The organism is Roseixanthobacter finlandensis (assembly GCF_043195105.2).
Lineage (GTDB): Bacteria > Pseudomonadota > Alphaproteobacteria > Rhizobiales > Xanthobacteraceae > NCEH01.
The window spans coordinates 5,051,308-5,067,046 of record NZ_CM195536.1; the positions used below are offsets into that span (position 1 = coordinate 5,051,308).

Genomic DNA, 15,739 nt, shown 5'->3' on the forward strand with positions numbered 1-15,739 from the left:
GGGCGCCGGGCGGGCCCTCAGCCCTTCGCCTTGACGATCGCCGCCTGCAACTCGGGCACGATGGAGAACAGATCGCCCACCAGGCCGTAGTCCGCAACCTGGAAAATAGGCGCTTCCTCGTCCTTGTTGATGGCCACGATGATCTTGGAATCCTTCATGCCCGCCAAGTGCTGAATCGCACCCGAGATGCCCACCGCCACATAAAGTTCGGGCGCGACCACCTTGCCGGTCTGGCCGACCTGCCAGTCGTTCGGGGCATAGCCGGCGTCCACGGCGGCGCGCGAAGCGCCCACCGCCGCGCCCAGCGCATCGGCGAGCGGCTCGATCACCTCGGCGAACTTCTCCTTGGAGCCGACCGCACGGCCGCCGGAGACGATGATCTTCGCCGCCGTCAGCTCGGGACGGTCGGAGGCGGCGATGCTCTCGTCCACGAACGAAGACACGCCGGGATTTTCCGCCGCGCCGATGGTCTCGACGCTGGCCGAGCCACCCTCGGCCGTGGCGCCGAACGAGGCGGTGCGCACGGTGATGACCTTCTTGGCATCGGTCGCCTGCACCGTCTGGATGGCGTTGCCGGCATAGATCGGCCGCTCGAACGTGTCGGGCGAAACCACCTTCACGATGTCCGACACCTGCATCACGTCCAGCAAAGCGGCGACGCGCGGCAGCACGTTCTTCGCCACCGAGGTGGAGGGGCCGACGATCGCGTCATAGGCCGGAGCCAGCGAGACGATCAGTGCCGCCAGCGGCTCGGCGAGGCGGTGGGCATAGGTTTCGCCCTCGGCGAGCAGCACCTTTTCCACGCCCGAAAGCTTGGCGGCGGCATCCGCCACGGCGGCGGCATTCTGTCCGGCCACCAGGATATGCACCGGGCCACCCAATGCGACCGCGGCGGTGAGGGCCTTGGCGGTGGCGCCGTTGAGAACCGAATTGTCGTGTTCGGCGAGCAGCAAAGTCGTCATCAGATCACCCCCGCCTCATCCTTGAGCTTCGCCACCAGCTCGGCCACCGAGCCCACCTTCACCCCGGCCTTGCGGCCCGCCGGCTCGGCGGTGTTCAGCACCTTCAGGCGCGGCGCCACGTCCACGCCATAGGCGTCGGGCGTCTTCTCGTCGATGGGCTTCTTCTTCGCCTTCATGATGTTGGGCAGCGAGGCATAGCGCGGCTCGTTCAACCGAAGGTCGGTGGTCACGATGGCCGGCAGGGAGAGCTTCACGGTCTGGAGGCCGCCGTCGATCTCGCGCGTCACCAGGGCCGCGCCCTCTTCCAGCACCACCTTGGAGGCGAACGTACCCTGGCCCCAGCCGAGCAGCGCCGCCAGCATCTGGCCGGTCTGGTTCGAATCGTCGTCGATCGCCTGCTTGCCGAGGATCACGAGCTGCGGGGCTTCCTCGCCCACCACGCCCTTGAGGATCTTGGCGACCGCGAGCGGCTCCACGATGCCGTCCACCTTCACCAGGATGCCGCGATCGGCGCCCATGGCGAGCGCGGTGCGCAGGGTTTCGGTGGCTTGCGCCGGGCCGATGGAGACCACCACCACCTCGGTCGCCTTGCCCGCTTCCTTGAGGCGCAGGGCTTCTTCCACCGCGATCTCGTCGAACGGGTTCATGGACATCTTGACGTTGGCCAGTTCCACACCGGACCCGTCCGCCTTCACACGGACCTTCACGTTGTAGTCCACCACCCGCTTGACAGGCACCAGGATCTTCATTGTTGAGCGCTCCTCCCGACCCACTTTAAGTGCGGCTGCGGAAAAACTCCCGCGCCGGAGCCATGCGCCGCAAACCACGCAGCGCAGCAAACCTTGGGGCGGGCAACCTAGAAGTGGCCCGAAACCCTGTCAACGCGTAAGCTGGCGCGGGTTTCCGCCGCTCCGCGCACCGCCCTCATTTCTCCCGGAACGACCGCGTCAGGGCATCGGTGAGGGGGCGCGTCAAATAGCTCATGACGCTGCGTTCCCCGGTGTTGAAAACCACTTCCGCCGGCATGCCGGGGCGCAGGCGCGCCTTCATGTCGTCGGGAATGTCCGTGCTCGCCACCGCCACCACCGCCTGGAAATAGGGCTGGTGGGTGGTCTCGTCGATGAGCCGGTCGGGCGAGACCGTGCGCAGCTCGCCGAGGATCAGCGGCGTGGTGCGCGAATGGAAGGCGGGGAAGCGCACCTCCACGCCCGTGACGCCGCCGTGCAGGCGGTCGATATCGGTGGTCGGCACCTGGGCGTCGACGATCAGGTCGTCGTTCTGCGGCACGATTTCCAGCATGGTGTCGCCGGGCCGCACCACGGCGCCGACGGTATAGATCTTCTGGTTGATGTTCTGCACGATGCCGGAGCGCGGCGCGCGGATGTCGATCCGGCTCAGCACGTTCCGGGAAACGTTCAGCTTCTCCCGCAGGTCCGCGATCTTCTGTCGCGCATCGACGATTTGGCCGGCGACCTCTTCCTGCTGCTTCTGATCCAATTGCTGGATCTGCATCTTCATTTCGCTGATGGTGTTGGCCGCCTTCGCCGCATCGGCCATGTTGCGGCCCACCGTGCCCTGGAGCCGCGCCTTCTCGCGCTGGAGCTGGGCGACCCGCGGCTTGGAGACCAGCCCCTTGTCGTTGAGCTGCTGCACGCCGGCCAGTTCGTCGTCGATATAGAATAATTGCTGGTCGGCGGAGGTGCGCTCGCGGGCGAGCCCATCGATCTCGGTCTGGCCCTGGGCGATCCGGCTGTTGAGGATGGCGGTCTGTCCCTCCAGCGAGGTCTTGCGGTCGCGGAACTGGATCACCTGGTCGGCGAGGATGGATTTGACCGCCGGATCTTCCGCGCGGGCCAGGAGCTCGGGCGGAAAGGTGACGGCGCTCGCGTGCTCGCGCTCGGCGGTGAGCCGGGCGTCGGTGGCCAGCAGCGTGTCGAGCTGGCCGCGCAGGGAATCGTAATTGGATTGCGAACTGGTGGGATCGAGGCGGAACAGCAGCGCGCCGCGCTCCACGCTCTGCCCGTCCTTGACGTGGATTTCGGCGACGATGCCGCCCTCCAGATGCTGCACCACCTGGCGCTTGCTCTCCACCGACACCACGCCCGAGGCGATCACCGCGCTGTCGATATTGGCGAGCGCGGCCCAGCCGCCGAGCACGCCGAAGGTGAGGAAGATCACCCCGTAGCCCATGGTCGCCACGCGGCGGAAATCGCTGGAGGCCACCGGCGCCTTCATGCCGTTGTCCGCGTCGGCGATCTCCGGCGCCGGAGGCGGCACGATCACGTCGCGCACGAAACGCACGCTGACGTCCTTCGCGGTGGCGAGGCGCGCCAGCGCGGTCTGGCCGAGCGCGCTTTGGCCGAGGGGACTTTGGCCGATCCCCCGCAGCACCGCGCCGAGCCGCTCGCGGGCGGCCTCTTTCACGGAGCGGATGGGGCTGTCAGGACGAGTGGACATCTGCTTCCCCTCAAGCGCCGGCGGCGTGGCCGCCGATATGTGCGGGCGCCGGGCCTTCCCCCGGCTGCACCAGGCGCGGGCCGAGCACCTTGGCGAGCACTTCGTCGCGCGGGCCGAACCCGTGCACCACGCCTTCGTTCAGCAGCAGGATATAATCGCACAGGCCGAGGCTGTTGGTCTTGTGCGTCACCAGAACCACGGTGCGCCCGGCCTTGCGCAGCGCCTGCACCGCCACCATCAGCGCCTGCTCGCCGGCGGCGTCGAGGCTCGCATTGGGCTCGTCCAGCACCACCAAAGCGGGGCTTCCGTAAATGGCGCGGGCGAGCGCGATGCGCTGGCGCTGGCCGCCGGACAGCGAGGCGCCGCTTTCGCCGATCTCGGTATTATAGCCGCGCGGCAGGCGCTGGATCATCTCGTGCACGCCGGCCATCTGCGCGGCCTGCACCACCTGCGCCTCGTCGCGGGTCGTGAAGCGGGCGATATTGTCGGCGATCGTGCCGGCGAACAATTCCACGTCCTGCGGCAGATAGCCGAGGCAGCGGCCGAGCTGCTCGGGATCCCAATGGCTAAGGTCGGACCCGTCGAGCCGCACCGCGCCGGCGCTGGCCGGCCACACGCCCACCAGCACGCGGGCAAGGCTCGATTTTCCCGCCGCGCTCGGGCCGATGACGCCGAGCACCGCGCCCGCCGGCACCGCGAACGAGACCCCCCGCAGCACCGGCACGTCGCGGCCCGGCGCGTGGGCGACCAGATTTTCCACCTGCAACGCGCCGGTGGGATCGGGCAGGCGCATGCGGGTGGCGGGGGGCGGCGACATGCGCAGCAGCTCCTGCACCCGGCGGAACGCCGAGCGCGTGGCAACGATGCCCTTCCAATTGCCGATCGCCATCTCGATCGGCTGGATGCAGCGCCCGACGATGATCGAGGCGGCGATCATCATGCCCGGCGAGATTTCGCGGTTGATGGCGAGATAGGCGCCGAGCCCGAGGATCAGGCTCTGCATGAACATGCGGTTGAACTTGGTGGCGGCCATCAGGAACGCCGCCCGGTCGGAGGCCAGCGCCTGCCAGCCGAGCGCGGCGCCGCGATGGATGATCCAGCGCTCGCGCAATTGCCGCACCATGCCCATGGCCTGCAGCACCTCGGCATTGCGGAACGTGGTGGTGGCCTCGTTATTGGCGCTGATGTTCGCCTTGGTCGCCCGGTCGAGGATCGGCCGCGTGACCTTGTCGTTGGCGAAGGCGAGCACGCCGGAGATCACGCAGCTCACCACCGCCAGTATGCCGTACCAGGGATGCAGCAAGGTGGCGAAGATGATGTAGATCGGCACCCAGGGCACGTCGCAGCAGGAGATCAGGCCCGGGCCGGCGAAGAATTCGCGCACCGTGTCCACGTCCCGCAGCGCCTGCACATGGCTGGGCGAGGGCCGCCGCAGCGAGGCGCGCTGCACCGCGTCAAACGCCTCTTCCTTGATGCTCTCGTCGAACTTCGCCCCGGCGCGCACCAGCAATTGCGTGCGCAGCGCCTCGAGCGCGGCGGAGACCAGGTACAGGATGGCGACGATGATGGTCAGCAGCACCAGGGTCTGCAGGTTGCGGCTCGCCAGGACGCGGTCATAGACCTGCATCATGTAGAGCGAGCCGGTCAGCCCGAGAATATTGATGAAGAAGCTGAAAACCACGACCGTCCAAAGGGCCGGCTTAGCCGCGCGCAAAGCATGATCGAGCGCTGTAGGCGCCGTCGGAAGCGCCGAGCGCGAGGCTGCGAGCGACATTGACCATTGACCCCCGGACCACACCGCCCCTCCCCGAGGAGCGAAAGCTTTCCCGGCCCGCAGGCCGGTATTCTGTTGTCGCTAGCCGCGCGCCCATTGGCAAGAGCGGAAAGCGTTGCGCCAGCTTTGTTCTCATGCCGCACCCGGGTGACGCGCCGGTGACGGGATGCAGCATTTGCTTCGCGCATGCAAAAAAGCTCGTTAGACTAAAGAGCAATACGCGAAGCGGCGACGGGGGTCGGACATATGTCGAGTGCGGTCTGGGCGGGGTTGAACGAGCCGGCGGATGAAACCAGCGAGAAGGATCGCCCGCTCCGGGAGGATATCCGCCTGCTGGGCCGCATCCTCGGCGACACGGTGCGCGAGCAGGAAGGCGACGATATCTTCGCGCTCGTGGAGCGCATCCGCCAGACCTCGCTCCGCTTCCACCGCGATTCCGAGGAGGGCGCGCGCCAGGAGCTGGAAGGCCTCCTGGAGAGCCTGAAGTCGGACACCGCCGTACGCATCATCCGCGCCTTCAGCTATTTCTCGCACCTCGCCAATATCGCCGAGGACGTGCACCACACCCGCCGCAACCGCGCCCACGCCATCGCCGGTTCCGCGCCGCGCGTCGGCACGCTCGCCAACGCCTTCGCCCGCGCCGCCGCCGGCGGCAAGAGCCCGGATGCGCTGAAAGCCTTCTTCGACACCGCTTTGGTCAGCCCGGTTCTCACCGCCCATCCCACCGAGGTGCGGCGCAAGAGCACACTCAACCGCGAGATGGAAATCGCCGCTTTGCTGGACCGGCGCCAGCGGGTGGAGGCCACCCCGGAGGAGGCCGCCCGCGACATCGACACCCTACGCCGCGCGGTGCTCACCTTGTGGCAGACCGCAATCCTGCGGCGCATCAAGCTGACCGTGCTCGACGAGGTGGTGAACGGCCTATCCTATTACGACTACACCTTCCTGCACGAAGTGCCGCGCCTGTTCTGCGCCATCGAGGACCATCTCGAACAGCTCGACCCCGGCGCCGGGCCGGTGGACGTGCCTTCGTTCCTGCGGGTGGGCAGCTGGATCGGCGGCGACCGGGACGGCAATCCCTTCGTCACCGCCGACGTGCTGCGCACCACGGTGGAGCTGCACCGCGACCGCGCCATGCAATTCTACCGCGAGGAGGTGGAAGCCCTCGCCGCCGAACTCTCGCTCGCGAGCCGGCTGGTGCCGGTCTCGGCGGAGCTGACCGAGCTCGCCGCGCGCTCCCCGGACACTTCCGCGCGCCACCAGGACGAGCCCTATCGCCGGGCCCTCGCCACCGTTGCAGCCCGCCTCGCCGCGAGCGAGGCGGCGCTGAAGGGCGAACCTGCCCCCGCCGACCCGGCCTTTCCGCCCTATGAAAGCGCCGCCGCCTTCAAGGCCGATCTCGACATCATCCACCGCTCGCTGTGCGCGAACGGCTCGCGCGTCCTGGCGCGGGGCCGGCTACGCAATTTGCGGCGCGCGGCCGATTGCTTCGGCTTCCATCTCGCGAGCCTCGACCTGCGGCAGAATTCCGACGTCCATGCCCGCACTGTCGGCGAATTGCTGGAGGCGGTCTCTCCCGGCACCAATTACGCCGCGCTGGACGAGGAGGCGCGCATCGCTTTGCTCACGCGCGAGCTCACCAACGCCCGCCCGCTGGCCTCGCCCTTCCTCACCTATTCGGACGAGACCCAGTCGGAACTCGCGATCCTGCGGGAGGCCGCGCACGCCCACCGCATGCTGGGCGGCGCGGTGATCCCCAATTGCATCATCTCCAAGGCCGAGGGCGTCTCCGACCTGCTGGAAGTGGCGCTGCTGCTGAAGGAAGTGGGGCTGGTGCAGGCAAACGGCACCAGCGCGCTCAACATCATCCCGCTGTTCGAGACGATCGGCGATCTGCAGGCCTGCGCCAAGGTGATGGACCGCATGCTGGCGATCCCGCAATACCGCAGCCTGGTGGACAGCCGCGGCGGCGAGCAGGAAGTGATGCTCGGCTATTCCGACAGCAACAAGGACGGCGGCTTCGTCACCTCGGGCTGGGAATTGTACAAGGCCGAGACCTCGCTCATCGAGGTTTTCGCCCGCCACAATGTGCGACTGCGCTTGTTTCACGGGCGCGGCGGCTCGGTGGGACGCGGCGGCGGCCCGAGCTACGATGCCATTCTCGCCCAGCCCGCCGGCGCGGTGGACGGGCAGATCCGCGTGACCGAGCAGGGCGAGATCATCGCCTCCAAATATTCCAATCCCGATGTCGGCCGGCGCAATCTGGAGATCCTGGTCTCCGCGACTCTCGACGCCACCCTGCTCCAGCCCGAACAGGCCGATCCCCGGCCGGAATTCTCCGCCTTCATGGAGGATTTGTCGGCCCGCGCCTTCGCGGCCTATCGCGGCCTCGTCTACGAGACTCCCGGCTTCGAGGATTATTTCTGGGCCTCGACGGTGATCAGCGAGATCGCCACCCTGAACATCGGCTCGCGCCCCGCCTCGCGCAACAAGACCCGTTCCATCGAGGCGCTGCGCGCCATTCCCTGGGTGTTCTCCTGGGCCCAGTGCCGGCTCATGCTGCCGGCGTGGTACGGCTTCGGCACTGCGGTGAAGGGCTTCCTCGCCGCCCATCCGAACGATGGGATGGCGCAATTGCGCGCCATGTACAAGGAATGGCCGTTCTTCCGTACGCTTTTGTCCAACATGGACATGGTGCTCTCGAAAAGCTCGATCGCGGTGGCCTCGCGCTATGCCGAGCTGGTGCCGGACGAAGGGCTGCGCGCCCGCATCTTCGAGCGCATCCGGGCGGAATACGAGACCTCCATCGAACTGCTGCTCGCCATCATGGGCCAGAAGCGCCTGCTGGAGGGTAATCCACTGCTCGACCGCTCGATCCGCAACCGCTTCCCCTATCTCGACCCGCTCAATCACGTTCAGGTGCACATGCTGAAGCTGCACCGCCGCGCCGAGGCGGGCGAGGATGTGGGGGACAAGGTGCTCCACGGCATCCAGCTCACCATCAACGGCATCTCCGCCGGATTGCGCAATTCGGGGTGAAAAGGGCGCGGCCCCGCACGGTCTCGCCCGCCGGGCGGCGGGCATCGGAACCGCCCGCCGCGGCGTAACGCCTTGCCTCGCAAGCCTCGATCCCGTAAGACGCACCCTTAATGCCCCGGACAAACCGGGGCTTTGCTTTGTTCGCGCGTGCCGAATCCGGCCGCGCTCCGGCGGAGGACCGCTCACCTTGGCCAACGTGGTCGTTGTCGGCTCGCAATGGGGCGACGAAGGAAAAGGCAAGATCGTCGACTGGCTCTCCGAGCAGGCCGACGTGGTGGTTCGCTTCCAGGGGGGCCACAATGCCGGCCATACCCTGGTGGTGAACGGCGTCACCTATAAGCTCTCGCTGCTGCCTTCGGGCGTCGTGCGGCCGGGCAAGCTCTCGGTCATCGGCAATGGCGTCGTGCTCGATCCCCAGGCGCTGGTGGATGAACTCGCCCGCCTCGCGGCCCAGGGTGTCGTCGTCGGCCCCGAGCGCCTGCGCATCGCCGAAACCACCCCGCTGATCCTGCCGCTGCACCGTGAGCTGGACGCCCTGCGCGAAGGCGCCAATTCCGGCACCCGCATCGGCACCACCAAGCGCGGCATCGGCCCGGCTTACGAGGACAAGGTCGGCCGCCGCGCCATCCGCCTCGTGGACCTGTCCGATCTTTCGAGCCTGCCGGCCAAGGTCGAGCGCCTGCTCAGCCATCACAATCCGCTGCGGCGCGGCCTCGGCCTCGCCGAGGTGGATGCGGCGGCGCTGATCGCCGAGCTGGAAGCCATCGCCCCCAAGGTCCTGCCGTTTATGGACCGGGTGTGGGAATTGCTCGACAAGGCCCGCCGCGACGGCAAGAAGATCCTGTTCGAAGGCGCCCAGGGTGCCCTGCTGGACATCGACCATGGCACCTATCCCTATGTCACCTCCTCCAACACCGTGGCCTCCGGCGCGGCGAGCGGATCGGGAGTGGGGCCGGGCGCGCTGGACTATGTGCTCGGCATCACCAAGGCCTACACCACCCGCGTCGGCGAAGGCCCGTTCCCCTCGGAGCTGACGGACGAGGTGGGCAAGGCCCTCGGCACCAAAGGCCGCGAGTTCGGCGTCGTCACCGGCCGCCCGCGCCGCTGCGGCTGGTTCGACGCGGTGCTGGTGCGCCAGACCGTGAAGACCTGCGGCATCCACGGCATCGCGCTGACCAAGCTCGACGTGCTGGACGGATTCGAGGAGCTGAAGGTCTGCGTCGGCTACATGCTCGACGGCAAGGAGATTGATTATCTCCCGGCCGAAAGCGGCCAGCAGGCGCGCGCCATACCCATCTACGAGACCATTCCCGGCTGGAAGGAATCCACCGCCGGCGCCCGCTCCTGGGCCGATCTTCCGGCCGAGGCGGTGAAATATGTGCGCTGGGTCGAGGAGCTGATCGGCTGCCCGGTGGCCGTGCTTTCGACAAGCCCGGAACGCGATGACACAATTTTGGTGCAAAATCCGTTTCAAGCTTAACCAAAGCTTTCCTGTTCTCCTCCAGACATAAGCGCTGATGGCTGATTATTACCCGCTCCTGGTTCGTGCGATCGCCGGTCTCCCGTCCAACACGGCCGAGAAGCGGAAGATGATGTTCGACCGCGCGCGGAACACCCTCCTGAAGCAATTGCGCGGCGTCGAGCCGCCCTTGCCGGAAGGAGAAATCACCCGCGAGCGCCAGTCCCTGGAAGAGGCCATCCGCCGGATCGAGGCGGAACAGAAGACTCTCTTCCCGGCCGTGGAGCCGCCCGCCGCGGCGGAACCCCCACCGCCTGAAAAGCCCGCCGCCCCGCCGCCGGAGCCGGCCCCCTCCGGCACCGAACCGCCGCGCCGCCGGCTCGGCGAGAGCCCCGCGCGCCCGGCCTTCCCCCCGCCACCCGCAGACGAGGTCCCGGATGCGGCGGACGATGCCGCCACCGACCAGCGCCCGACCCTCGGCAAGCCCAAGGTCGCGAGCCGTACCGCCCGCCCGCGCATGCCGGCTTCCGACGATGGCAAGACCAGCGGTCGCGGCCGGCGCACGCTCATCTATTTCGCCTTGGCCATCGTGGCGGTCGGCGGCATCGCGCTCGCCGTGGTCAATCACGAAACGCTGGAGCAGCTTGTCTTCTCGCGCGCGGCGCCCCCGCCGGGTCCAGCCACGCAGGGCGCCGATGCCTCCCGGCCCGCGAGCGAACCGGCCAAGAGCGCGGATCGCGTCGCCCAGGCCTCTGGCGATGCCGCCCGCCGTCCCCCGCCCATGCCGCTGCGCCCGACCAGCGGCACCCAGCGCGCGGTCCTGTTCGAGGAAAGCGCCTCGGGGCCGCAGGGCCTGCAAAGCTATGAAGGCACGGTGACCTGGAAGACCGAGACCTTCAATGCCGGCCCCGGCCTGCCGCCCGACACCGGCATTCGGGCCGAATTACAGATTCCAGAACGGCGCATGGCGCTGTCGTTCGTGCTCCGGCGCAATACCGACCAGACCTTGCCGGCCTCGCATACCATCGAGATCGGCTTTACCCTGCCGGCTGACTTCCCCTATGGTGGCATCACCAATGTGCCCGGTATCCGCATGAAGCAGACCGAAGGCGCCCAGGGCGCGCCGCTGGTGGGGCTCTCGGTGCGGGTCAACCCGACCTATTTCCTGGTGGGCCTCTCCGCCGTGCCGGCCGATCGCCAGCGCAATATTCAATTGCTTCAGACCCGGCCGTGGATCGACATTCCGGTGGTCTATACCAACAACAAGCGGGCGATCATCGCATTCGAGAAGGGCGCGCCGGGCGAACAGGCGTTCCAGGATGCCTTCACCGCCTGGGGCGAATGGCAGCCGCAGGCCGCTCCGCCGCCGCCCATCGACGCCGGCACCGCGCCCATGACCGCGCCCGCGCCGGGCGGGGGCTGATCTCCTCGCAGCTCACCCGGCCGTCTGTGTCCGCAGGCCCTTCAGCCGGTACAGCGCCTCCAGCGCCTCGCGCGGCGTGAGGCTGTCCGGATCGAGCCCATCCAGCGCCGTCAATGCGGGATTGACCGCGCGCGTCTCAGCTTGCGACTCCGGCCGGCGGGCGGCGGCGAACAAAGGCAGTTCGTCCAGCAGCTTCTGCGCCGGCGCTGCCCGTTCCGCCGCTTCCAATTCCGCCAGGACCGACTTTGCGCGGGCGATGACGGCGGGCGGCAGGCCGGCGAGCTTTGCGACCTGGATGCCGTAGGAGCGATCCGCCGCGCCCGCGATCACCTCATGCAGGAACACCACGTCGCCCTGCCATTCCGCCACCTTCACGGTGGCGTTCATCAGCCGGTCGCAGCGTTGGGTCAGCGCGGTCAGCTCGTGGAAATGCGTGGCGAACAAGGCCCGGCTGCGGTTGATTTCGTGCAGGTGCTCGAGGCTCGCCCAGGCGATCGACATGCCGTCGAAGGTGGAGGTGCCGCGCCCGATCTCGTCCAGGATCACCAGCGAGCGCGGCGTCGCCTGGTTCAGGATGGCGGCGGTCTCGACCATTTCCACCATGAAGGTGGAGCGGCCGCGCGCGAGATCGTCCGCCGCGCCGACGCGCGAGAACAGGCGATCCACCACGCCCAGCCGCGCCGACCGCGCCGGCACGAAGGCGCCGGCCTGCGCCAGCACGGCGATCAGCGCGTTCTGGCGCAGGAAGGTGGACTTGCCCGCCATGTTCGGGCCGGTGACCAGCCAGATCCGGCCGGCCTCCTTGCCGGGCGGGGCGGAGAGATCGCAATCATTGGCGACGAATGGCCCGCCGACCTTCGCCAGCGCCTGTTCCACCACTGGATGGCGCCCGCCCTCAATCTCGAAATCCACCGCGCCGGTCATCTCGGGGCGCACATGGCGTTCATCCACGGCGAGCCGCGCGAGGCCGGCGAACACGTCCAGCTCCGCCAGGGCCTCGGCGGCGGCGCGGATCTCGCCCGCCTGCGCCACGACGGCGGCGGCGAGGCGGTCGAAAATATGCTGTTCCAGCGCGAGCGCGCGTTCGCCGGCGCTGGCGATGCGGCTCTCCAGATCGCCCAGTTCCACGCTGGTGAAGCGCACCGCGCCCGCCAACGTCTGGCGATGCACGAAGGTCGCCGAGAACGGCGCCTCGCGCAGGCGGTCGCCGTGCTGGGCGGTGACCTCCACGAAATAGCCGAGCACCGCATTGTGCCGGATCTTCAGCGAGCGAATGCCGGTCTCGTCCACATAGCGCCGTTCCAGCGCCGCCACCACGCGCCGGCTCTCGTCGCGCAACGCCCGTGTGGCGTCGAGATCGGCATCATAGCCGGCGCGGATGAAGCCGCCGTCGCGGCGGGTCGGCGGCGACTCGTCCTCCAAGGCGGCGGCAAGATCGCGCGCCAGTTCCCGGTCCATGCCGGCAAGCGCCAGGACGGCGTCGGCCAGATCGCGCGGCGGCGCGTCGACGAAGGCGGCGGCGAGCGCAAAACCTTCCTCCAGGCCCCGGCCGATGGCGGCAAGGTCGCGCGGGCTCGCCCGGCCGAGCGAAAGGCGGGAGAGAGCGCGCGCAAGGTCCGGCGCACCGGCCAGCCCGCGCCGCAGGACGGCGAGAATCTCGGCATTGCCGGCGAGAAATTCCACCGCGTCGTGCCGTGCGCGGATCGCCCCAAGATCGGTCAGCGGCTCGGAGATGCGCCGCGCCAGCAGGCGGGCGCCGGCCGCCGTCACCGTGCGGTCGACCGCCGCCAGAAGCGAGCCGCGCCGCTCGCCGGACAGCGTGCGCACCAGTTCCAGATTGGCCCGCGTGCCGGCATCGATGAGCATCAAGGCGCCATCGGCCTCGCGCACCGGCGGGGCAAGAGCTGGCCGGGCGCCGAGCTGGGTGCGCTCCACATAAGCGACGATGGCGGCGGCGGCGATCAGCTCGGCGCGGGAGAAGGCGCCGAACGCCTCCAGCGTCGCCACCCCGAAGAAACCCGCTAGCCGGCCTTCCGCCCCCGTGCCCTCGAAACCCTGGCGCGGCAAGGGCGTGACGGCGGGCAGCTGGTCCCAGATCTCGCGCAGGTCGCCGTCTTCATAGAGCGCGTCCGAGATCAGCACTTCCGCCGGCTCGATGCGGGCAAGATCGGCGGCAAGATCGGCCCGGCTGGTGGAGATCACGCGGAAGCCGCCGGTGGAGACGTCCGCATAGGCCAGCGCATAGGCATGGGCCTCGCCCTCCCCGCCGGCACGGGTGCGCGCCACCGCGAGCAGCACGTTGTCGCGCCGCGCATCGAGCAACGCATCCTCGGTGAGGGTACCGGGCGTGACGAGGCGGGTCACGTCCCGCCGCACCACGCTCTTGCCGCCGCGCTTGCGCGCTTCCGCCGGATCTTCCAGCTGCTCGCACACCGCGACACGGAAGCCGAGCGCGATCAGCTTGTGGAGATATTCCTCCGCCCGCGACACCGGCACGCCGCACATGGGGATGTCCTCACCCAGATGCTTGCCGCGCTTGGTGAGCACGATGCCGAGCGCCTGGGAGGCCTGCTCGGCATCCTCGAAGAACAATTCGTAGAAATCGCCCATGCGGTAGAACAAAAGGCAGTCCGGATTGGCCGCCTTGATCTCCACGAACTGGGCCATGACCGGGGTCACGTGCCCCTCGCCCGCGCGCGGCGCCTGCGCCTTTGCGGCACGCGCGCCCTCCCCCGCCCCGGACGGGACGGGATCGATTTCGACGGGATCGGCTTGCGGATGGATGCCTTCGCTGGTCATGGCCGCAGGCTAGAGCACGCGGCCGGGCAAGGAAATCGCGCCACCGCCCTTTCCCCTGTCATTGGAGTGTCCGGCGGGGAAAAGGCCGGCCCCAACGAGAAAGGCGCGGCATCCCGTAGGAGCCGCGCCCGGTTTCAGATCCACAGAAGCGACCGGCGGACATCCGCCCGGCCGATCACATCAGCTGGCGCAGCAGGATATAGAGCCCGCCGGAGAGGATGATCGCCACCGGCAGCGTGAGCACCCAGGCCATGGCGAGGTTGCGCACGGTGGAGAGCTGGAGGCCGGACTTGTTGGCCGCCATCGTTCCCGCGACGCCCGAGGACAGAACATGGGTGGTCGACACCGGCAGGCCATACATGTCGGCGGCGAAGATGGTGCCCATGGCGACTACTTCCGCCGCGCCACCCTGGGCGTAGGTGAGATGGGTCTTGCCGATCTTCTCGCCGACCGTCACCACGATGCGCTTCCAGCCCACCATGGTGCCGAGGCCGAGGGCGATGGCCACTGCCACCTTCACCCACAGCGGGATGAACTTGGTGGCATTGTCCAGCGCGCGCTTGAACGCCGCCAGATTGTCGCTGGTCTCGGTATCGAAGGTGGGTTCCTTCTGGCGCCCCATCAGGCGGATGGTTTCCGAAGCCAGGTACATGTCGTTGCGCATGTTGGGAACGGCGGCGGCGGGCACCTGGGCGAGCGTCTCGTGATTGCCCACCAGGGCGGAGATTTCACCCGCCACGGCGGCGAGGGCCGGCACCGTTTCAGGGGTCAGCTTGCGGTCGCGCACATAATCGGTCAGCGCCTGGCGCGGGTCCGCGGGAACGGCGGCATTGTCGGAGGCCTTGACCAGCGACGCCTGGGTCACCGACGCAAGCGCGCGGAATTGGGCGACATCGGTCGAGTCGATGGCGCGATTCAGCGCGTAGGCGGTGGGCACGATGCCGATCAGGATCAGCATGATGAGGCCCATGCCCTTCTGGCCGTCGTTCGAGCCGTGGGCGAAGGAGACGCCCGTGCAGGTCAGCACCAGCAGGCCGCGGATCCACCACGGCGGCGGGTGGTGGGGCTTGGGCTCGGCATAGAGCGCCGGGTTCTTCACCAGTACCTTCATGGTCAGCAGCAGCAGGCCGGCGGCGAAAAAGCCGACCACCGGGGACAGCAGCAGCGCATAGCCCACGTTGGCGGCCTGGCTCCAATCCACGCCGGCGACGCCGCTCTTGCCCTGGATCAGCTGGTTGGCGATGCCGACGCCGATGATCGAGCCGATCAGGGTGTGGGAGGAGGAGGCCGGCAGGCCGAGATACCAGGTGCCGAGATTCCAGATGATGGCGGCGATCAGCAGGGCGAACACCATGGCCATGCCGGCGCCGGTGCCCACGTGCAGGATCAGTTCCACCGGCAGAAGCGAGATGATGCCGAACGCCACCGCACCCGAGGACACCAGCACGCCGAGGAAGTTCCAGCCGCCGGACCACACGACCGCGAAATGGGCGGGCAGCGAATTGGTGTAGATCACCGTCGCCACCGCGTTCGCGGTGTCATGGAAGCCGTTCACGAATTCGAAGCCGAGCGCGATCAGCAGCGCCAGCAGCAGCAGCATGAACGGCGCGAAGGTGAGCACGCCGGGAGATGCCGCCTGCACGTCGGTCCAGATGGACCACACCGTGTAGCCAAGGCCACCGATGAGCAGGGCGAAGAAGATGAAAATCTCCGGTGCGCCGTTCTTGCGATCGAGCTTCACCGGCTTTTCGCGATGCGCGTGGCCGTGCGCCGCCCCATGGGCATGCGCCGGTTTCGCAGCAGTGTGCGCCGTCATCGAACCCCCC

General features: G+C 68.4%; 9 protein-coding genes. 3 read left to right on the top strand and 6 right to left on the bottom strand.

What is annotated here, in order from left to right; genetic code table 11:
- Positions 1 to 17: 17 nt before the first annotated feature.
- The 4 genes from V5G24_RS23460 to V5G24_RS23475 form a co-directional block, all read right to left on the bottom strand.
- Positions 18 to 962, bottom strand: a complete 945-nt coding sequence (locus V5G24_RS23460) for an electron transfer flavoprotein subunit alpha/FixB family protein (RefSeq protein WP_394084156.1) — start codon at positions 960 to 962, stop codon at positions 18 to 20.
- Positions 962 to 1,711 (bottom strand): electron transfer flavoprotein subunit beta/FixA family protein, encoded by a 750-nt coding sequence (locus V5G24_RS23465; protein WP_394084158.1) that lies wholly within the window; start codon positions 1,709 to 1,711, stop codon positions 962 to 964. Before V5G24_RS23465 ends, V5G24_RS23460 begins: the two co-directional genes overlap by 1 nt.
- A gap of 175 nt (positions 1,712 to 1,886) precedes the next feature.
- The gene (locus V5G24_RS23470; RefSeq protein WP_394084160.1) at positions 1,887 to 3,419 is read right to left on the bottom strand and encodes an HlyD family type I secretion periplasmic adaptor subunit; all 1,533 of its coding nucleotides are present in this window, start codon (positions 3,417 to 3,419) and stop codon (positions 1,887 to 1,889) included.
- 10 nt (positions 3,420 to 3,429) lie between these two features.
- On the bottom strand, positions 3,430 to 5,193 hold the full coding sequence (locus V5G24_RS23475) for a type I secretion system permease/ATPase (RefSeq protein ID WP_394084162.1): 1,764 nt from the start codon (positions 5,191 to 5,193) through the stop codon (positions 3,430 to 3,432).
- A gap of 246 nt (positions 5,194 to 5,439) precedes the next feature.
- Between V5G24_RS23475 and ppc the strand changes: the two genes are divergently transcribed.
- The 3 genes from ppc to V5G24_RS23490 all read left to right on the top strand — a co-directional run bounded on the left by ppc (position 5,440) and on the right by V5G24_RS23490 (position 11,114).
- The gene (gene ppc / locus V5G24_RS23480) at positions 5,440 to 8,232 is read left to right on the top strand and encodes a phosphoenolpyruvate carboxylase (RefSeq protein ID WP_394084164.1); all 2,793 of its coding nucleotides are present in this window, start codon (positions 5,440 to 5,442) and stop codon (positions 8,230 to 8,232) included.
- A 187-nt stretch (positions 8,233 to 8,419) separates the two neighbouring features.
- Complete coding sequence (locus tag V5G24_RS23485) at positions 8,420 to 9,712, top strand: adenylosuccinate synthase (RefSeq protein ID WP_394084166.1); 1,293 nt, start codon at positions 8,420 to 8,422, stop codon at positions 9,710 to 9,712.
- Between the two features lie 37 nt (positions 9,713 to 9,749).
- Complete coding sequence (locus V5G24_RS23490; RefSeq protein WP_394084168.1) at positions 9,750 to 11,114, top strand: hypothetical protein; 1,365 nt, start codon at positions 9,750 to 9,752, stop codon at positions 11,112 to 11,114.
- 12 nt (positions 11,115 to 11,126) lie between these two features.
- On the opposite strand, the gene mutS is transcribed toward V5G24_RS23490, so the two are convergent.
- Positions 11,127 to 13,913: a DNA mismatch repair protein MutS gene (gene mutS / locus V5G24_RS23495; protein WP_394084170.1), complete on the bottom strand. Its 2,787-nt coding sequence runs from the start codon at positions 13,911 to 13,913 to the stop codon at positions 11,127 to 11,129.
- Positions 13,914 to 14,088: 175 nt separating this feature from the next.
- Complete coding sequence (locus V5G24_RS23500; RefSeq protein ID WP_394084172.1) at positions 14,089 to 15,729, bottom strand: inorganic phosphate transporter; 1,641 nt, start codon at positions 15,727 to 15,729, stop codon at positions 14,089 to 14,091.
- Positions 15,730 to 15,739: the final 10 nt, after the last annotated feature.

Excerpts from the sequence above, each read along its gene's own strand:
- V5G24_RS23460 (WP_394084156.1), bottom strand. The coding sequence starts at position 962 with ATGACGACTTTGCTGCTCGCCGAACACGACAATTCGGTTCTCAACGGC.
- V5G24_RS23465 (WP_394084158.1), bottom strand. The coding sequence starts at position 1,711 with ATGAAGATCCTGGTGCCTGTCAAGCGGGTGGTGGACTACAACGTGAAG.
- V5G24_RS23470 (WP_394084160.1), bottom strand. The coding sequence starts at position 3,419 with ATGTCCACTCGTCCTGACAGCCCCATCCGCTCCGTGAAAGAGGCCGCC.
- V5G24_RS23475 (WP_394084162.1), bottom strand. The coding sequence starts at position 5,193 with ATGTCGCTCGCAGCCTCGCGCTCGGCGCTTCCGACGGCGCCTACAGCG.
- ppc (WP_394084164.1), top strand. The coding sequence starts at position 5,440 with ATGTCGAGTGCGGTCTGGGCGGGGTTGAACGAGCCGGCGGATGAAACC.
- V5G24_RS23490 (WP_394084168.1), top strand. The coding sequence starts at position 9,750 with ATGGCTGATTATTACCCGCTCCTGGTTCGTGCGATCGCCGGTCTCCCG.
- mutS (WP_394084170.1), bottom strand. The coding sequence starts at position 13,913 with ATGACCAGCGAAGGCATCCATCCGCAAGCCGATCCCGTCGAAATCGAT.
- V5G24_RS23500 (WP_394084172.1), bottom strand. The coding sequence starts at position 15,729 with ATGACGGCGCACACTGCTGCGAAACCGGCGCATGCCCATGGGGCGGCG.